At 41.1% G+C, this 19,076-nt stretch carries 15 protein-coding genes and 1 riboswitch; of the genes, 2 read left to right on the top strand and 13 right to left on the bottom strand.

Annotation, left to right across the window (positions count from 1 at the left end; translation table 11 throughout):
* Nucleotides 1-24 precede the first annotated feature (24 nt).
* Entirely contained in the window at nt 25-2,172 is a 2,148-nt protein-coding gene (locus tag HUN22_RS07590; protein ID WP_174727690.1) for a TonB-dependent siderophore receptor, read from the top strand.
* A 60-nt stretch (nt 2,173-2,232) separates the two neighbouring features.
* Here the strand turns inward: HUN22_RS07590 and HUN22_RS07585 are convergent, their stop codons facing one another.
* The 5 genes from HUN22_RS07585 to HUN22_RS07565 all read right to left on the bottom strand — a co-directional run bounded on the left by HUN22_RS07585 (nt 2,233) and on the right by HUN22_RS07565 (nt 9,111).
* A complete protein-coding gene (locus tag HUN22_RS07585; protein WP_062850360.1) occupies nt 2,233-2,808 on the bottom strand; it encodes a TMEM165/GDT1 family protein in 576 nt (191 codons plus the stop codon).
* 15 nt (nt 2,809-2,823) lie between these two features.
* Nucleotides 2,824-3,009, bottom strand: a riboswitch (yybP-ykoY riboswitch).
* Nucleotides 3,010-3,045: 36 nt separating this feature from the next.
* Nucleotides 3,046-3,324 (bottom strand): hypothetical protein, encoded by a 279-nt coding sequence (locus tag HUN22_RS07580; RefSeq protein WP_174727687.1) that lies wholly within the window; start codon nt 3,322-3,324, stop codon nt 3,046-3,048.
* A 145-nt stretch (nt 3,325-3,469) separates the two neighbouring features.
* Nucleotides 3,470-5,449 (bottom strand): 2-oxo acid dehydrogenase subunit E2, encoded by a 1,980-nt coding sequence (locus tag HUN22_RS07575; RefSeq protein ID WP_174727684.1) that lies wholly within the window; start codon nt 5,447-5,449, stop codon nt 3,470-3,472.
* Nucleotides 5,450-5,451: 2 nt separating this feature from the next.
* A complete protein-coding gene (gene aceE, locus HUN22_RS07570; RefSeq protein WP_174727681.1) occupies nt 5,452-8,169 on the bottom strand; it encodes a pyruvate dehydrogenase (acetyl-transferring), homodimeric type in 2,718 nt (905 codons plus the stop codon).
* Nucleotides 8,170-8,418: 249 nt separating this feature from the next.
* Entirely contained in the window at nt 8,419-9,111 is a 693-nt protein-coding gene (locus tag HUN22_RS07565; RefSeq protein ID WP_174727678.1) for a M23 family metallopeptidase, read from the bottom strand.
* A gap of 100 nt (nt 9,112-9,211) precedes the next feature.
* Between HUN22_RS07565 and HUN22_RS07560 the strand changes: the two genes are divergently transcribed.
* On the top strand, nt 9,212-9,658 hold the full coding sequence (locus HUN22_RS07560) for a DciA family protein (protein ID WP_174727676.1): 447 nt from the start codon (nt 9,212-9,214) through the stop codon (nt 9,656-9,658).
* A 97-nt stretch (nt 9,659-9,755) separates the two neighbouring features.
* Here the strand turns inward: HUN22_RS07560 and lpxC are convergent, their stop codons facing one another.
* The 8 genes from lpxC to gshB all read right to left on the bottom strand — a co-directional run bounded on the left by lpxC (nt 9,756) and on the right by gshB (nt 18,991).
* Nucleotides 9,756-10,658 (bottom strand): UDP-3-O-acyl-N-acetylglucosamine deacetylase, encoded by a 903-nt coding sequence (lpxC, locus tag HUN22_RS07555; RefSeq protein WP_174727673.1) that lies wholly within the window; start codon nt 10,656-10,658, stop codon nt 9,756-9,758.
* A gap of 109 nt (nt 10,659-10,767) precedes the next feature.
* Entirely contained in the window at nt 10,768-11,943 is a 1,176-nt protein-coding gene (ftsZ, locus tag HUN22_RS07550) for a cell division protein FtsZ (RefSeq protein ID WP_174727670.1), read from the bottom strand.
* 164 nt (nt 11,944-12,107) lie between these two features.
* A complete protein-coding gene (gene ftsA, locus HUN22_RS07545) occupies nt 12,108-13,370 on the bottom strand; it encodes a cell division protein FtsA (RefSeq protein ID WP_151747372.1) in 1,263 nt (420 codons plus the stop codon).
* Between the two features lie 60 nt (nt 13,371-13,430).
* Nucleotides 13,431-14,285 (bottom strand): cell division protein FtsQ/DivIB, encoded by an 855-nt coding sequence (locus HUN22_RS07540; protein ID WP_174727666.1) that lies wholly within the window; start codon nt 14,283-14,285, stop codon nt 13,431-13,433.
* Between the two features lie 2 nt (nt 14,286-14,287).
* Nucleotides 14,288-15,214 carry a D-alanine--D-alanine ligase gene (locus HUN22_RS07535; RefSeq protein WP_174727663.1) on the bottom strand — a complete coding sequence of 309 codons (927 nt, stop codon included), beginning with the start codon at nt 15,212-15,214 and terminating at the stop codon, nt 14,288-14,290.
* Nucleotides 15,215-15,251: 37 nt separating this feature from the next.
* Complete coding sequence (murC, locus tag HUN22_RS07530; protein WP_174727660.1) at nt 15,252-16,700, bottom strand: UDP-N-acetylmuramate--L-alanine ligase; 1,449 nt, start codon at nt 16,698-16,700, stop codon at nt 15,252-15,254.
* Between the two features lie 11 nt (nt 16,701-16,711).
* A complete protein-coding gene (gene murG / locus HUN22_RS07525; RefSeq protein ID WP_174727657.1) occupies nt 16,712-17,809 on the bottom strand; it encodes an undecaprenyldiphospho-muramoylpentapeptide beta-N-acetylglucosaminyltransferase in 1,098 nt (365 codons plus the stop codon).
* 237 nt (nt 17,810-18,046) lie between these two features.
* On the bottom strand, nt 18,047-18,991 hold the full coding sequence (gene gshB / locus HUN22_RS07520; protein WP_019767377.1) for a glutathione synthase: 945 nt from the start codon (nt 18,989-18,991) through the stop codon (nt 18,047-18,049).
* Between the last annotated feature and the right edge of the window lie 85 nt (nt 18,992-19,076).

The raw sequence follows: 19,076 nt of genomic DNA, 5'->3' as shown, positions 1-19,076 counted from the left end.
CTTTTTGTGCTGCTTAGGCCTCCCATGAATCAACCCTTCCGTTTTTCAACTTCAAAAACATTGTTAGCAGTTGCTATTTTTACTTCGATGACAGCAAGTCATGCTGAAGAAATAACAGAACAACAAAATTCAACAAGTGTTCTCCCCACGATTTCTGTTCAAGCGCAAAAAGAAAGCTCTTCACCTTATGTCGCAACGAAAGCTGCCTCTGTTTTAAAATCAGATGCTCCTTTATTTAAAACTGCTCAATCAGTTTCGGTGGTGACCCGTGAACAACTTGATCAGAAACAAGCAAAGACACTTGCAGATGCACTTGAAGGTGTGGCAGGTGTTGGAGCTGGGAAACTTGGTCGTCGTGGTTGGGATGATTTCATTATTCGAGGGCAAACTTCTTCTGATTCAGTTTATGTAGATGGTTTAAGAGTTGGACAAAATACTTACGTTGCCACTGAACTATCGGGCATGGATCAGGTCCAAGTTTTAAAAGGTCCGGCATCTATTAATTTCGGGTTGGTTGCACCAGGCGGCATGGTGAATTTAGTGACTAAACGCCCTCAAGCTGAAAACTTTGCACGTGCTAGCATGACTTATGGCAGCTACAGCCTTAAAGAAGGAACATTCGATTTAAACTATAGTCCTAATAATAGTGAAAAAGGCGCTTTCCGCTTAAACGGTCGTATCTCTGATCAAGATGACCCAACAGATTATGTGTATTTTAAAAATTACTATATTTCCCCTTCTTACAACTTCGACTTAGGGGATAACACCGACCTTTCTGTCATCGCAAGCTATCAACATCGCGAATATATTCGTCAGCAAGGTCTACCTGTCATTGGTACTCTAAAAGACAACCCTAACGGCGCTATAGACCGAAGTTTATATATTGGCGATCCTAATTTTGGTAAATATGAAGCAGATGTTTACCGCACAGGTTATACTTTTAAACACGCTTTTGATAACGGTTGGAAATTTAACCAGAATTTTGCCGTACAAAAAACTGAAATGGATGGTAAAGCGGTTTTTGCTCGTACAGGTAATAACTTTTGGGCAGATAAAAACTACACCACCATAAGCCGCAAAAATAACAGCCGCCACCAAATTATTGATAATTTAAGCTTTGCCATCGATAACCGTTTAAATAAACAGTTTGATTTATATGGTATGCAGCACGACGTTAATATTGGCGTAGATGCTTTTCAAGAAAAAAGTGATTACACCAATAATCGTTGTAATGTAGGTGATTTAAACATCTATACTCCTGTATATGGGCAAACTGTTACCTGCTCCAATCCAGTCAGCAACCACGATATTAACCGATTAAAATACGCAGGCTTATATATTCGTGATCGCATTCAGCTTAATGACCAATTACTTTTAAGCTTATCTGGTCGTCAAGACTGGACGCAAACTCAAAGCACTAGTTTAGTGAGTGGCAGCACAAGTAAACAAACAGATGAAGCATTCACAAGTAGTGCTTCTCTCATGTACACCCTTAATGACATTGTGGCCCCTTATGTCAGCTACGCTACTTCATTTACCCCAAATAGTGGTACTGATGTAAATAGCAATCCGTTCAAACCTGAAGAAGGGAAACAGGTTGAAGTCGGAATGAAAATACAAAGCCCTGATCAACGAGTTCAAGGCGCTATCGCTTGGTATGATTTAAAACGCCAAAATGTTTTAGTCACTGATACCTTAAATAGTGGCTATAAAGCTCAACGTGGTGAGCAGTTAACAAGTGGTATTGAAACTGAACTCAGTGCAGAAATTTTAGAAGGCTTAAAATTAACTGCTGCATATACCTACACAATTGATGCAGAAATTAGTAAAGATGACAATGTCGCCAATGTTGGCAAAGCTCTCGATAATATTCCTGAGCATGCGTATAGCATGTCAGCACGCTATAAATTTGACCCTGCATCAAAACTTGGTTGGTATGTTGGCGGTGGATTCCGTGGTGAAACATATAAAACTGTTGATGGCTTAGATGTTCATATTCCAGGATACACAGTCTTTGACACGGAAGCGGGCTACGATGCAGGACATTGGGGTGCTCAACTTGCGATCCGTAATCTATTCGATAAAGATTACTATGCAAGTGCCTTAAACGAAAATATGGTGACTTTAGGTAATCCACGTCAAATTAACTTTACCGTAAAATTTAACTATTAAAATTGCGTATAAAAAAACGCACTCCAATTGAGTGCGTTTTTTATACGAGTTTAGAATTATTTAGAAAAAGTAATGCTGTACCAAAGTAGAGACACCCACAATTAAGAAAATAGCAGCACCGATTTTATGAATGAGCGAGATAGATAAACGTTCAGCCAATTTATTACCAATAAATACAGCTGGTGCATTAGCAATCATCATCCCTAAGGTTGTACCTAACATCACCCAAAAAATGCTGTCGTAACGTGCAGCTAAGGCTACTGTTGCAATTTGGGTTTTATCACCAATTTCAGCTAAGAAAAACAAAATAAAGGTTGCGCCAAAAACACCAAATTTTTGCCATTTATTAATACTTGCTGTTTCATCATCTAGCTCATCCGGAATAAGCATCCAGAACGCCATACCAATGAAACCAGCTGCAAGAACCCATACTAAAATTTCGGGGCTCAGGACGGTCGTAATCCACTGTCCAAGTACAGCAGAAATACCATGATTAATTAGAGTAGCTAAAAGAATCGCAATAAGAATAGGGATTGGCTTACGGAAACGTGCAGACAGTAAAAGGGCCAAAAGTTGTGTTTTATCACCCATTTCAGCGAGGGCAACAATCGAGGTAGAAATCAGAAATTCTTGCATGTCGTTTCTCTGGCTAGCATAAATGCCCATGACCTACCCCTCCTGCTAGCCAAATATCTGCAGAGTGGTAAATCAAAGGTCTTGCCAACTCGGAAACGATGAGACGTTTAAGCTATGATGACCATGTTCTGTTGAACAATTATGTTGATCATCACCTATTCATGTAGAAATGAATAGCGGCTACTCCCCAATGAAGTATGCGTTTATTATATTCGAGTAGTTCTCTTTTTCAAACATTCAGGCAAAAAATTTTATCCACGTCCAAACCAACAATCGTCCTAAACCCAATAGTAAAGCTAAACAAATACTTAAGTTAATAAATCCAAAATGATTAATGCCAGTTACGTGCTGAGACTGAAATTCAAATGGCAAAATAAGCATTGCTACAAATACTTCCAAGCCCATTGCAACGTAAGTCATCCATTCCCAAGGAAAGTGTAAAATACTCACCCACAGCCCCATTAATAAAAATACAATCAATAGGATGGGCACCATAACCTTTAAAAATCCTACCATTTATTATTTCTCCTTTACCTAAAACGAGAAATTTCTCCGCTCTCGACACTTCATTTTTCGTCTTTAGATTAACTTAAAACCAATTAAATTAAATATCAAAATAAAACCCCGCCGAAGCGAGGTTTTAATGATTCATTTAAAAATATTAGATTAATAAAGTACGAATATCTTTAAGAAGTTTCGTAAGCTTATTAGTAAAGCGAGCCGCATCTGCACCATTAATTACACGGTGGTCATAAGATAATGACAACGGCAACATTAAGCGTGGATCAAAGTCCTTACCATTCCAAACCGGTTGCATCGTTGCAGGTGAAATACCCAAAATCGCAACTTGCGGCCAGTTCACTAGTGGTGTAAATGCTGTACCACCAATTGCGCCCAAACTCGAAATGGTGAAATTCGCACCTTGCAAGTCTTTCGGTGTTAATTTCTTATCACGTGCTTTTTGACCCAACATACCCAATTCAACTGCAATTTGCTTAATTGATTTTTGATCTGGGTTACGAAGTACTGGCACAGTTAAACCATCAGGTGTTGCTACCGCAATTCCCATATGGATTTCATTACGCAAGAGCACTGATTTACCGTCATCAGATAGATGGCCTGCGAACTCACGCTCTTCTTTCAACAAATGCGCAACCGCTTTGATAATGAATGCCATAATCGTCAGGCTGATACCTTCTTTTTTGAAGTTGCCTTTTAGCTCATTACGCCAATCTTCTAACTCAGTAATATCAGCAAGGTCAAACTGAGTTACCTGTGGAATAAAGTTGTTCAACGACAATTGCGGAATTGATACTTGCTGCAAACGCGTCAGTACTTTTTCTTCCACACCACCAAACGCAGTAAAGTCAGGAAGCTTTGGCAAACCCGAAACCGCTGGTGCAGCCGTAGCAACTGGTGCAGCTTGCGGTGCAGTTAAACGAGTCTTCACATACGCAAAGATATCTTCTTTAACAACACGGCCATGTTCACCAGAAGTTTTAACTTGTGACAAAATCACACCAAGTTCACGAGCAAGCTTACGTACAGCAGGACCTGCATATACTTTAGCGTTTTCGGCTTCTTGCTCTTTGGTTAACTTGTCACTGCCAATCGCCGCTGGAGCAGATACAGCCTGAGTCGGAGCAGGAGCTGCCACTTTAGGTACTGCTGCCTGTGGAGCTGAAGCTACTTCTGCTTTTGCCGCTGGTGCCGCAGCAGGTGCTTGGCCTTCAGCTTCAATTGTTGCAAGTAATATACCTTGTGAAACCTGTTGGCCTGCTTGCAAGTGAATCGCTTTCACCACACCCGCAACAGTACTTGGAACTTCAACAGTCGCTTTATCTGACTCAACAACAACAAGGCTTTGGTCTACATCAACTTTATCGCCAACTTGTACCAAGATTTCAGCAACAACTGCTTTATCTACGCCCAAATCAGGAACGTTAATATCAACTGGTCCAGATTGAGTAGCAGCCGCAGCTACAGTTTCTTGTTGAACTGGTGCAGGCGCTGCTGCTGGAGCTGCTGTAGAAGCAGGAGCTTCAACTGGCGCACTTGATACAGATGTTGTTTTCACTTTAATGAGCACAACACCTTCTTTAACTGTATCGCCTTCTTTAACTTGAATGCTTTCTACAGTACCCGCAACACTGCTTGGTACTTCTACAGTTGCTTTGTCAGACTCAACCACAACGATGCTTTGTTCAACATCGATTTGCTCACCAACTTTTACTAAAATTTCACCAACTAGTGCTTTTTCAACACCAATATCAGGAACTTGAACTTCAACCACTTGACTAGTAGTTGCCGCTGCTGGTTGAGCAGTAGTTGAAGGCTGTTGTGCCGGTGCTGTTGCTTGTTCAGCTGCTGGTGCAGCTTTTGGAGCCTCTTCTGCTTGAGCTGTAGGTGCAGCCCCCTCAGCTTCAAGTTCAAGCAATACCGTACCTTCAGTTACGCTATCACCTTCTTTGATTAAGATGCTTTTTACCACACCTGTTGAAGTGCTAGGCACTTCAACAGAGGCTTTATCTGACTCAAGCAAAACAAGGCTGTCATTTTCAGCAATGCTATCGCCAACTTTTACCAAAATTTCAGCAACAACTGCTTTATCTACACCAATATCAGGGGTCTTAATTTGCATGCTTAGTTCCCCTCACCTGTTTGCGTTTCATTATATTCAGCAACTGCCTGAACTTCTGGATGCGCTTGAGGAGCCCATGCCACTGGACGGTCAGTATCTAACTCAAAGTTAGAAATTGCGTCTTTAACCAAACGTGCATCTACTTCACCTTCGTCAGCTAACTTTTTCAAAGTAGCAACAACGATATGTGCAGCATCAACACCAAAGAAACTACGTAAGTTAGCACGTGTATCTGAACGACCGTATCCATCTGTACCCAATGCAACAAATGGACGACCATCTGGAAGATAAGCACGGATTTGTTCGCTATAAGCACGCATATGGTCTGTTGCTGAAACAACGATACCTTCTGTACCACGTAACTGTTTAGATACCCATGATTCTTTCACTTCTTCAGAAAGCGGGTGTAAACGGTTGTATTCTTCACATGCCATACCATCACGTGACAACTCATTGAAGCTTGTTACACTCCAAACGTTTGAATGGATTTGGTATTCATCACGTAAGATTTTCGCAGCCTTGATCACTTCACGAAGAATTACACCTGAACCAAGTAATTGGACAGTTGCTTTTTCATCTTTTTCGAACAAGTACATACCACGTTTAATGCCTTCCTCAGCACCTTCAGGCATTGCAGGATGCTCGTAGTTTTCGTTCATTACAGTTAAGTAGTAGAACACACGCTCTTGGTTCACATACATACGTTGTAAACCATCATGTACGATTACAGCTAATTCATAACCAAAACATGGATCATAAGATACACAGTTTGGAATAGTGTTCGCCAAGATATGTGAATGACCATCTTGGTGCTGTAAACCTTCACCGTTCAACGTTGTACGACCAGCAGTTGCACCTAACAAGAAACCTTGAGCTTGCGCATCACCAGCTGCCCATGCAATGTCACCAATACGTTGGAAACCGAACATTGAGTAGTACATATACATTGGAATCATTGGCAAGTTATTGGTTGAATAACTTGTTGCCAACGCAGCCCATGCACTCATCGCACCAGCTTCGTTAATCCCTTCTTGTAGCATGTGACCGTCACTTGCTTCACGGTAATGCATTAACTGTTCTTGGTCTTCTGGGGTATATTTTTGACCGTGAGCGGCATAAATACCGAGCTGACGGAACATACCTTCTAGACCAAAAGTACGTGCTTCATCTGGAACGATTGGTACTACGCGGTCTTTAATCGCTTTTTCTTTGAGTAAAGAAGCAATTAAACGAACCATCACCATAGTGGTAGATTGCTCTTTACCACCTGAACCATTTAATACAGCATCAAATACAGATAATTCAGGAATAGCTAAAGTTTCACTCTCTTTACGACGTGCAGGTAGGTAGCCACCTAAAGCTTCACGACGCGCCTTCATATACTTCATTTCTGGAGAGTTTTCACTTGGGCGGTAGAATGGAAGCTCTTCTAACTTATCGTCTGTAAATGGAAGATTGAAACGGTCACGTACATATTTCAAAGAGTCGATCTGCATTTTTTTGATTTGGTGAGTTTTGTTCACCGCTTCAATTTCTTCAGACAAACCATAACCTTTAACAGTTTTCGCAAGAATAACTGTTGGTTGACCTTTGGCTTTCATTGCTTCTGCATATGCAGCAAACACTTTGTAAGGGTCATGACCACCACGGTTGAGATTATCGATGTCTTCATCGCTTAAATCTTTCACAAGTTCCGCAGCTTCTGGGTACTTGCCAAAGAATTTCTCACGCGTGTATGCACCACCTTTCACTTGATAGCGTTGGTATTCACCATCAACTGTTTCTTCCATTACCGCTTTTAAAGCGCCTGTGCTGTCTTTTGCAAGAAGTGGGTCCCAATGACGGCCCCATACCACTTTAATTACACGCCAGCCCGCACCACGGAATAAAGATTCTAGTTCTTGAATGATTTTACCGTTACCACGTACAGGACCATCTAAACGCTGTAAGTTACAGTTAACAACCCAGATAAGGTTATCAAGCTTTTCACGACCAGCAAGTGAAATAGCACCAGTACTTTCTGGCTCATCCATCTCACCATCGCCAAGATAAGCCCAAACTTTACGGTCTTCTTCTTTAATCAAGCCACGGTTCATCAAATATTTTTGAATATGTGCTTGATAAATCGACATGATTGGACCAAGACCCATTGATACGGTTGGGAATTGCCAATAGTCAGGCATTAAATATGGATGCGGATAGCTTGGTAAACCGTTACCGCCAACTTCACGGCGGAAATTACTTAACTGTTCTTCAGTTAAACGTCCTTCAAGGAATGAACGTGCATAAATACCAGGAGCACAGTGTCCTTGGTAATAAATCATATCTCCGCCAAAGCTATTGCTATTTGCGCGGAAGAAATGGTTAAAACCTACGTCATATAATGTTGCACTTGATGCGAAACTCGCTAAGTGTCCACCTAAATCATCACCTGTTTTGTTCGCACGAAGTACCATTGCTAAGGCATTCCAACGAATCAATGCACGAATACGGCGTTCCATATCTTGGTCGCCTGGCATTGCAGGTTGTTCTTCAACAGAAATTGTATTTAAGTAAGGTGTATTGAGACGTTGAATTGGAACATGCTTAGCAATTGCTTGTTGGTAAAGTTTTTCCAACAAGAATGCCGCTCGTTCAGTTCCCATATGTTGTAAAACTGAATCGAATGCATCTTGCCATTCTTGGGTTTCTTGTGCGTCGGAGTCACCGTAAAACGCCATAATTCACCTGTTCCTTGTTCTCTAATCTACTTTGTATTTTTACCACGTTTTGCCCCTTTCAAGTTATTGCCTCGGGTGAATGTGAGGGGGACCTATTATTTTCTGAATGAATAGTCATTGACCGAGCAGTAAACAAAATAACAAAAAAACGCCAATAATGGCGTTTTTTTATACAATCTTTACGTTAAAAAAGGTTTAGCTTAATTTTAGATTCATAAATTCAATAACCTCACCTTTTTAATTATGCTTTTATGGAAGCATTGCCAAGTAAGTAGTTGGATTCTTACGTTGACCATCTTTTACTACTTCATAGTGTAAATGTGGACCTGTACAACGACCGGTACAGCCTACATTAGCAATATGTTCACCTGCAGACACTTGATCACCTACACGCACCATTAGACGTGAAGCATGCGCATAACGCGTTAAATAACCATTGCCATGGTTAATTTCAACATATTGACCATAGCCAGTGCCCCAGCCAGATTTAGTTACAATACCTGGACCTGTAGCATAAATTGGTGTGCCACTCGGAGCCGCCATATCCAAACCACCATGGTGTTCTGCGCGACCACCCATGGTGCGACCACCAAAGTTCGAAGAAACTCGTACTGTATCAGGAAGAGGATGAGAAACTAACCAAGAGTAAGGATTTGAAGAAGAGGTTTTAAATGAATTTTTTGCCGTCGTACTACCGTACTTCTTTGCGAGCGACTCATTGTTGAGTTCAACTGTTTTTTGGCGTAGGGTAACTGAAACTTTCGCACTCGCCGGAAGATCTAAATCATCGGGATGAGTATATGAACCTTGAGATAATGTTTTTGATAGTTGTTCCAATCGATCTGAGTCAGTAGATTGGTTAATTGTTTGATAATCTGCAAAAGCAACTGATGCTGCCGAAGCGGCAAGTGAAAACGCTAATAAAATACGACGCGTGTGCATAAAAACCTCTTGAAACTGTTCTTACTCAAGTTCCTTATGATCTCTTCCTTGATATCGATTGAAATGAACGCTTAAGATTAAGACAAGAATCTATCCGAGAATGACCATGTCCAAACCCGATAACGTTTTTCAACAAACCGGAAAACACATAAAAACAGGAAACCTTACGTTTCTAACAACGCAAGTCGCGCAATGGCAAAGACTTACGAAAATTATCCAACCCTTATTGCCCCAACCGGAACAATGGCAGGTCGTGTGTTATCAAAATGGTTCTTTAATCATTACTGGTGAAAATCAAGCGATGATTAGTCAACTCAGTTACTTACAGAACCAATATGTATCTAAATTATCTCAGCTTGAAGGGTTAAAAGATTTACAAAGAATTCAGGTTCGATTGAGAAATAAAAATAATCCTAACGCACCCTCATCTGAGCCATCCAAACCCATCCCTCCGGAAACACAAGAAATGTTACGTAGTGCAGCCGACTTCGTGAGCGACCCTAAGCTTAGCCAAGCTTTACTACGTTTGGCAAGCAATAAAAAATGATGAGTTTTCTATTTCTTAATTAGAATGGTTCTTATTATGTGATAAAAGTCACACTTTTTTATGTTACATTATAACATAGCCAAGTAAAGACAATGACTTATGTCACGCTGACATATGGAATTGGACACTGATTCTCGTCATCAAATGTTACAATTTCATAATTACTTGGATCACTTTGAACATTGCGTAACAATTGATTATTTAAAGCATGTCCTGATTTATAGCCATCAAACTTAGCAATAATTTGATGACCAAGCAGATACAAATCACCTACTGCATCTAAAATTTTATGTCTAACAAATTCATCAGCAAAACGTAGACCTTCTTCGTTAACAACACCTGTATCATCTACACCAATTGCATTATCTAAACTTGCACCTAGCGCTAAATTATTTGCTTTTAGATAATCGAGATCTTTCATAAACCCAAAAGTACGCGCTTCACTCACTTCATACACAAACGTTTCAGTTGAAAAATCAATCGTTGCAGACTGATATTCCTTAGCAAATGCAGGATGGTCAAAATCAATCGTGAAATTTAATTGAAAACCATTGTGTGGGCTAAAAATTGCTTTTTTATCATCGATCAATGCTTCAACTGGTTTTAATATTTTTATAAATTTTTTCGGTGCATCAAGTTCACGTAATCCACCTTGCATTAAGAGGTAAATAAATGGACCAGCACTTCCATCCATAATTGGAACTTCGGACGCAGATACTTCCACAATCAGGTTATCAATTCCTAAACCTGCAATTGCGCTCATCACATGCTCAATCGTTCCAACTTTTATATCTCCAGTGACTAAGTTGGAACACATAAAAGCTTCTTGGATCAATAATGCATTGGCAGGGATATCGACTGGCGGATCCAAATCGATACGGCGAAATACAATACCTCCATCCACGCTATGTGGAATGAAATTGATCATCACTTTTTGACCGCTATGAAGACCGATTCCACTCGCTTTTACCACACGATTGAGAGTACGCTGTTTCACCATGCTTTGTAACTTCTTATTTAAAACCGCTATACGTTAGCATATTTAGTCATTGATCAAAAATAAAAAAGGCAGTGATTAAACACTGCCTTTAATTAAATCTAACGATAATTTACTTACGTTGCTGATTTTTCAAGTAATCTTGAATACTCATCGGCGAAGAGCGTGGTGTTGAACTTGGCGCATTATTCACGTCATTTTCAGCATTTTGGCGTTTATTAATTGCCGGAACATCATCTTCATCTACAGATTGTGCAGATTGAGTTGATGCATGACTTACCGCATTACGTTTTCTCGGTTCAGCATCTGATGCATTACGAGTCAAACCAGTTGCAATCACTGTTACGCGTAATTCATCACGTGCATCTGGATCAAAGACTGTACCATAGAAGATTTCGCCTTCATCAAGGTCAACAATCTGGTTCACGACATCAGTAATGATTTCAGTTTCGCGTAAAGTAATATCATCACCGCCAGTAATGTTAATCAACACGCCTTTAGCATTAATAATATTTACGTTATCAAGCAATGGACTACGGATCGCCTGTTCAGCAGCTTGACGTGCACGATCTTCACCACGGCCTAAACCTGCACCCATCATTGCGTAACCGCGTGTACTCATTGCTGTTTTCAAATCGGCGAAGTCTAGGTTAATGTGACCACGATTTACAACCAGATCAAAGATACTGCGTACAGCATTTAACAATACATCGTCAGCTTTTTTATAAGCATCTTTCATTGAAATATCACCATATACGCTGAGTAAGCGCTGGTTAGGGATAATAATCAATGAATCAACATGTGCTTCAAGTGCTTCAATACCACGTTCAGCAGACTTTAAACGGCGGCGACCTTCAAAGTTAAATGGTGTTGTAACTACACCGACAGTCAAAATACCCATTTCTTTGGCCACTTCAGCCACGACAGGCGCAGCACCAGTGCCCGTACCACCACCCATACCAGCGGTAACGAAAACCATATCAGTACCTTCAAGGTGCTGACGAATGATTTCACGGCTTTCTTCTGCTGCAACTTGCCCTACTTCAGGGTTAGCACCAGCACCTAAACCACGTGTACTTTGCTCGCCTAACTGAATTTTGAAAGGTGCATTCATACAGTCCAGTGCTTGTTTGTCTGTATTGGCACAAACGAATTTAACACCTTGAATATCAGACTGCACCATATGTTGAACGGCATTACCGCCACCACCACCTACACCAAATACAGTGAAACGGGCTTGACCGTTGCCATCGTTTAGTTCATCTTCTATAAATTCAAATGAGGCCATGACCTTTAGGGTTCCTAATACATTATGGCAGTCACTTCAGCCCGTATACTGCCTTGATTTTCAAAAATAACTAATTTTAAGAATGCTGTGCAATACCAACCTTGTCAAGTACAGCGGTTTTCTCTTACAACTTCCTAACAATTCTACCAATAAATACATACATCCTAAAAAATGGCTTTTAACTTGCTATTAAACGCATTCCAGCCATTTACCATTCGTTCCCATACCGAACGGTCATTTGCCTCTTCAGGCTCTTCAACAGCATCTTGCAACTCACTTTGGCTAAACATGAGCAAACCAGCTGCTGTTGCATACATAGAACGACGTAAAGCTGCTTGATGTTGATCATCAGCATAAACTTGTAATGGCGGATTACCCAAATGTGCAGATACGCCCAACATACGACGAGCCAAACTCACCATACCTTCTATTTGACAAGCATCCCCTGTCAATACTACACCATGGTATAAACCATGAATTGCACCGCTTTGTTCGAGTTCATCGCGAATCTGGCTAAAGATTTCTTCATAGCGTGCAATAATAATTTCTGATAACTCAATCCGACTAATGGTTTGAGGGCCATCAATTCCTTCTACTTGAATCATGTGATCTGGCTTAACAGCACTTAAATCGACACAACCATGTAAAATTTTAATTCGTTCAGCTTCTTCTGTCGTGGTTTGTAATACAGCGGCAATATCACGAGTGACGTGCTCACCACCACGCTGCAATGTACGCGCTAAAGCTAAACGCCCATCCAGATAAACAGCAAGATTGGTGATGCCTGCTCCAATATCAACAAGACAAACACCATATTCTTTTTCATCTTTAAGCAAGCTTGCCTCAGCTGTTGCAAGACAAGACACAACCATTTTTTCAACCCCGATATTTGCACCTTTCATGGCACGATCAAGGTTTTGCATAGTTGCTATCGGCATCATCATGAGCTGATAATGTCCTGTCATACTATGGGCAGTCATATTAATTGGATTCTGCACCCATTCAGCAGAATCACCCAATTCAAAGCCTAACGGTACTGCACTTGCTAAATAGTAATCAGAAGTCACATGACTTGCTTTTGCCAATTCTAACGCGCGCACGACTTCATTTGTTGTAATAACATGTGCTGGATTAGCTACTGGCGTGCGACCAGAGGCATAAAAACTTTGCAATTCGGTACTCGGAATCGATACCCATGCGCTATGAATGCGACATTCGGCCATATTTTCCGCTTCAGCAACAGCATTTTTAATCGCAGCGATGACTTTATCGAGGCTTACAATTTTTCCTTTATTCATGCCTCGATTGCGAGCAGTTGCCATACCGATAACTTGAATGTTATCCGGCGCATGAATTTTTCCAATCAAAACTGAAACTTTATGCGTCCCAATGTCAATCGCAACAACTGAGGGAACAGCTTCACTCATCACTCATACCATTTCTTTGTTGTTTAATACCAGGCAAATTGCCTATTTTAAAGCCACGTATTATGGCTTTGCTTTTGTTCCACCTGCAATGCTTGTGTCATCAATCGTTACAACAAACTGACCATTCACAATTTTAGGTGGTGTTGCGTTCTTCCATTGAATAGATAATCCATTACGATATCGTAAATCAATGGCTGAGATTTTCGACCACACTGGTTTTAAGTCAGATTGTGCCAGATGACTTAAACGTTGCAACTTATTCATTGTTTGATCTTGGTCAACAATAATGCGTAAACCAGAGTCAAACTGCATAAACCAAGTCATTCGCTCAGTCAGATATAACTCTTTTAAGCGTAAATTGACAGGATGGAATAATTGATTAATTTCATTATAACGTCGCATCATCATTTTTGACTGACTTACCGGCCCATGAAGCAATGGAAGTTCAGGATGAATTGTCGGTTCAGCCTCACTAAATACATCGCCCCCATCGCTTAATAAGCGACCTGTTCCCCAACGGGCGATAGCATGTCGAGGCATGACACGAACACGAATGCCATTGGGCCAAGCACGAGATACGACAACTCGGTCTACCCATGAAATTTCTAATGTTTTATCACGAATCTGTTCTAAATCAGATGTGAAATAATTCGCTTTTATAATTGGAGCAACATGTTGCATCACTTGTTGTGTTTCAACTGAAGAGGTTGACCCCACAACTTCTAGTTTTGCAACTGTTGCATCTGTAATAACTTTGTATAACCCATAAATTCCGACTGCCAGCACCACAAAAGCAATAACCAACAGCACCCATCCACCCGCATTTGCAAGCTTCTGCTTACGTGTAGGTGGTTTATCATGAATAGAGGTGATGGCCGCACGTTTACGGCGCATGGAAGCCGGAAGTTGTGCCATATTTAAGCCGTACCTTCCAATGTTTGCTCAAGAATGGCAACACACAATTCATCAAAACTATAGCCAACAGCTTTTGCAGCTTTTGGAACTAATGAGTGGCTAGTCATACCAGGCACAGTGTTTACTTCTAAAAGCCAGAAATTTCCTTGCTCATCCTGCATCGCATCGATACGGCCCCAGCCTTCTGCACCAACTGCCTGAAAAGCACGTAAACACAATGCTTGTAAGTTTTTCTCTTCGGTCTCACTTAGACCACAAGGAATGCCGTACTCAACATCATTACGTTGATATTTCGCTTCATAGTCATAGAAAGCAACATCTGCTGGTGGTTGTAAACGAATAACAGGCAAAGGCTGTCCATTTAGGAATGAAATTGTGAACTCACGACCAGTGATCCATTTTTCTGCCATAACCACCGCATCGTGCTGAGTCGCCTTTTCAATTGCAGCAGCAAAGTCTTCTGGTTTCTCAACCTTACTCATGCCGACACTTGAGCCTTCATGTACAGGTTTGATAATGACAGGTAAGCCTAGCTCAGCAATCACCGCATCTAAATCTGTTTCTTTAGTAATTATGCGATATGGCGCTGTAGGTAAATCACTACCTTGCCAGATTTGCTTAGTTTTTACTTTGTCCATGCCAATTGCAGAACCCTGAACCCCTGTTCCGGTATAAGGTAGGTTTAACCATTCAAGTACACCTTGAATCTGGCCATCTTCACCACCGCGACCATGCAATACAATAAATGCACGATCATAATTTACAAGTTCAGTCACACTGCGGTCTTGCGGATCAAATGCTTCAGCCTGCACACCTGAACGTAACAAAGCGTCCAAAACTGCCTGACCACTATCCAAAGACACAGCACGCTCAGCCGATTTCCCACCAAACAGCACGGCAACTTTGCCGAATTTTGTAGCATTTGACACGTTTAAATCCTTAACCCGATAATTCAATACTTTTTGTTTATTTCACATACAAATGGTGTTGTGCAAGTTCTACTGAAATCGCTCCCACGTTACCCGCACCTTGCGTTAATAACAAGTCATTTGGTTGTAACACATTTTTCATGATGTTTTGCAAATTACCTTCAACCGGATCGACCAAAATCGGTTCCACTTGTCCGCGTAAACGAATACTACGCGCCAAAGTACGGCTGTCTGCACCCACAATAGGCTTTTCACCGGCAGAGTAAACTTCCAACAATAATAATTGATCGACTTGAGAGAGCACTTCAATGAAGTCATCAAAACAATCGCGAGTACGAGAGTAACGGTGTGGCTGGAACAACATAACCAAACGACGGTCCGGATGGCTTTGGCGAGCAGCTTTAATGGTTGCTTCTACTTCTTTCGGATGGTGTCCATAGTCATCAACTAACTTAACGTTGCCATCAGCAAGCTCAAATTCACCTTGGACTTGGAAGCGACGGCCTACACCACTAAATCCTTCTAATGCACGGCTAATTGCATCATCAGAAACACCTTCATCTGTCGCAACACCAATTGCTGCCAAGGCATTTAAAATATTATGCATGCCAGGTTGATTAATCGTTAAACGTAATGGTTCACGGCCTTTACGCAACACAGTAAAGTGTGAACGCATACCATCTTGCTCAACATCAATTGCGCGAATGTCATTATCTTCATTAAAACCATAAGTAATGACCGGACGGCCTACGCGCGGCAGAATTTCACGAATGTTCGCGTCATCACCACAAACTACAGCCAAGCCATAAAATGGTAAGTTATGCAGGAACTGTACAAACGTATCTTTTAACTTATCAAAGCTACCTTCATAGGTATCCATATGGTCAGCATCAATATTCGTTACAATCGCTGCCATTGGTTGCAAATAAAGGAAAGATGCATCTGATTCATCGGCTTCAGCCACGATGAAACGGCTTTCACCTAATGCTGCATTTACGCCTGTACTGTTAAGTAAACCACCAATAACATAAGTTGGATCAAGATTTTCTTCCGCCAACATTGTCGTTAAAAGACTGGTAGTTGTCGTTTTACCATGTGTACCTGCTACAGCAATACCATGACGGTAACGCATCAGTTCGCCTAACATCTCTGCGCGGCGTACGATTGGAACACGCTGTTCAATCGCAGCTTTAATTTCCGGATTTTCCGGATCAATTGCTGTAGAGACTACAAGCACATTGGCATTTTTAATATTTTCCGGCTGATGACCAATATAAACCTTGATGCCATTTTTCTCTAATTGTTCTGTAGTTTTAGACGCCTTAATGTCCGAACCGGAAATTTTATAGCCTTGGTTACCCAAAACCTCTGCAATGCCACACATCCCAGCGCCACCGATCCCCACAAAATGAATGTGTTTGATACGGCGCATTTCAGGCACTTTAATCAGTTTTTTTGCTTGGTTCGCAGCTGTTGATGGAGACATAGTAAATCCGATTACATTTTTTGGATAATATCAACCACATGCTGAGTTGCATTTGGTTGGGCATGTTGACGCGCTTTCACTGCCATTTCAGTAAGTAATTGGCGGTTCATCAGCGAAGTGAACAATTCATTTAAAACATCTGGTGTCATGGTCGATTGCTGGCAAATTTTCGCAGCACCGACATCCGCCAGAAATTTGGCATTCGCAGTTTGATGGTCATCAACTGCTATAGGGAGTGGTATAAAAACTGCGGCCACACCTGCTGTTGCAACTTCTGTTACTGTGAGTGCCCCAGCTCGGCAAATAATTAAATCCGCTTCACTATAAGCTTTTGCCATATCTTCAATAAACGGCAAAACGTGTACAGTCAAATTAGCTGGTGCATCTGCATAAAGTGCTTGAGTTGCCTCAACTTGTTGCTGACCACACTGGTGAAAAATATTGAGTGGAACTTGTAACTGTTTTAATGCTGGAGGTAAGCGTTCATTGAGTGCTTTGGCCCCTAAAGACCCGCCCACAATTAAAATATTTAAAGGCTTGCCTGCTTGCTCACGCTCATCATAACGCCATTTTGGGCTTAAAATATCCGTGATTTCACGACGCACAGGGTTTCCTGTGGTTACAACTTTTCCACCAGCAGGAAAGGTATTTGGAAATGCTTCGCACACCACTTTAGCAACACGAGATAACTGTGCATTGGTAAAACCTGCAACTGCATTTTGCTCGTGAATAAGTACAGGAATGCCTAACAAACGTGCAGCTAAACCACCTGGACCAGCTACATAACCGCCAAAGCCTGCAACCGCATCAACTTTAAGCTGTTTCATATAGCGCATTGCACTAAAAGTAGCTTTTAGAATTTTAAAAGGTGCAGCAACTTTACGGACTAATCCATTGCCACGAACACCTTGAATATCAATTTGATATATTGGAATATTTTGATCTTTTAATAACCGATTTTCCATACCTGTTGGCGTGGCTAACCATGAAACCAGACAACCTTGTTGTTGAAGTTGTTTGGCTACGGCGAGGGCTGGGAAAACATGTCCACCTGTACCGGCAGCCATCATCATGACATGTTTGGGTTTGCTTTGCTGTGAATCGGTCACGGTCTAATTCTTCAACTCAAAAAACAATGGAAATTGTCATCTATTTTTGTAGCCGTTTATTTTAATCCTAAAGCTTCATTAACGAAAAGCTAATTTCACTCGTTTATAACAGAAAGATGTGCTTTTTTGAAAATATGCCTACAAAGCTGTGGTGTATTTAGTATTGTTATTTTATTAATTCATATATTTTCAGGTGATTTCCCATAAATATCTCGGAAAACCACCTGAAATAACTTATTAAGCCGTACGACCAGCCTCTAATACATCAAATAGATCATCGGCAATTGATGTGCCAAATTGAGCATCAATTTCACGAATACAGGTTGGGCTAGTGACATTAATTTCAGTGACATAATTACCAATTACATCCAAACCAACAAAAACCAAACCTTTTTCGCGTAAGAAAGGACCGATCTTAGCCGCGATCAGCTTATCGTTTTCAGTAAGCGGACGCGCTTGGCCTAAACCGCCTGCCGCCAAGTTACCGCGCACTTCACCATTTTGTGGAATACGAGCTAGACAGTAAGGAATAGGCTCACCGTTTACCATTAAAATACGCTTATCCCCTTCTACAATTTCAGGAATGTAGCGCTGAGCCATAATTGGACGAGTACCTAGCTCTGTAAGCATTTCTAGGGTAGAACCAATATTTACACCGTCTTGGTATAAACGGAAAATCCCCATACCACCCATACCATCAAGTGGCTTAACAATGACATCGCCATGTTCTTTAATAAATTCACGAATTAAACTTTGTTGCGATGTCACAAGTGTAGGCACTTGCAGCTCTGGGAACTGCGTTGCAAATAGCTTTTCATTGCAATCACGCAATGACTGAGGCTTATTGATAATCCATGAACCTTCGCGTTCAGCTTGCTCAAGCACGTAAGTCGTATAGACAAAATTCATATCAAACGGTGGATCTTTACGCATGAGCACAACATCGTAAGCCGCGATAGATTCTTTTTTCTTTTCGCCTAGCTCATAGTAATGGTTGTAATCTTCGAACACCTTTAACGGTGAAATGAGACCGTAAGCTTTTCCTTGATCGATATATAAATCTTGTTGTAATGCATAACCTAATTCATGTCCACGACGGCTCGCCGCCCACAACATTGCCATGGTTGAATCCTTTTTAAGGTTTACAGTTTCAATCGGATCCATGACGACAAGTACACGCATGCTCAAGCTCTTCTTAAAATTTAAATTAGCATGAGTATAACTGAGATTTTTCACTGGTTTTTCTTAATTTCAGTAAAACCTTATC

This window comes from Acinetobacter lactucae, from assembly GCF_013344765.1.
In the GTDB taxonomy this organism is placed as follows: Bacteria; Pseudomonadota; Gammaproteobacteria; order Pseudomonadales; family Moraxellaceae; genus Acinetobacter; species Acinetobacter lactucae_A.
The sequence above is the reverse complement of the archived record's forward strand: the minus strand, read 5'-3'. Positions and strand labels throughout refer to the sequence as shown.

Excerpts from the sequence above, each read along its gene's own strand:
- HUN22_RS07590 (WP_174727690.1), top strand. The coding sequence starts at position 25 with ATGAATCAACCCTTCCGTTTTTCAACTTCAAAAACATTGTTAGCAGTT.
- HUN22_RS07585 (WP_062850360.1), bottom strand. The coding sequence starts at position 2,808 with ATGCAAGAATTTCTGATTTCTACCTCGATTGTTGCCCTCGCTGAAATG.
- HUN22_RS07580 (WP_174727687.1), bottom strand. The coding sequence starts at position 3,324 with ATGGTAGGATTTTTAAAGGTTATGGTGCCCATCCTATTGATTGTATTT.
- HUN22_RS07575 (WP_174727684.1), bottom strand. The coding sequence starts at position 5,449 with ATGCAAATTAAGACCCCTGATATTGGTGTAGATAAAGCAGTTGTTGCT.
- aceE (WP_174727681.1), bottom strand. The coding sequence starts at position 8,169 with ATGGCGTTTTACGGTGACTCCGACGCACAAGAAACCCAAGAATGGCAA.
- HUN22_RS07565 (WP_174727678.1), bottom strand. The coding sequence starts at position 9,111 with ATGCACACGCGTCGTATTTTATTAGCGTTTTCACTTGCCGCTTCGGCA.
- HUN22_RS07560 (WP_174727676.1), top strand. The coding sequence starts at position 9,212 with ATGACCATGTCCAAACCCGATAACGTTTTTCAACAAACCGGAAAACAC.
- lpxC (WP_174727673.1), bottom strand. The coding sequence starts at position 10,658 with ATGGTGAAACAGCGTACTCTCAATCGTGTGGTAAAAGCGAGTGGAATC.
- ftsZ (WP_174727670.1), bottom strand. The coding sequence starts at position 11,943 with ATGGCCTCATTTGAATTTATAGAAGATGAACTAAACGATGGCAACGGT.
- ftsA (WP_151747372.1), bottom strand. The coding sequence starts at position 13,370 with ATGAGTGAAGCTGTTCCCTCAGTTGTTGCGATTGACATTGGGACGCAT.
- HUN22_RS07540 (WP_174727666.1), bottom strand. The coding sequence starts at position 14,285 with ATGGCACAACTTCCGGCTTCCATGCGCCGTAAACGTGCGGCCATCACC.
- murC (WP_174727660.1), bottom strand. The coding sequence starts at position 16,700 with ATGTCTCCATCAACAGCTGCGAACCAAGCAAAAAAACTGATTAAAGTG.
- gshB (WP_019767377.1), bottom strand. The coding sequence starts at position 18,991 with ATGCGTGTACTTGTCGTCATGGATCCGATTGAAACTGTAAACCTTAAA.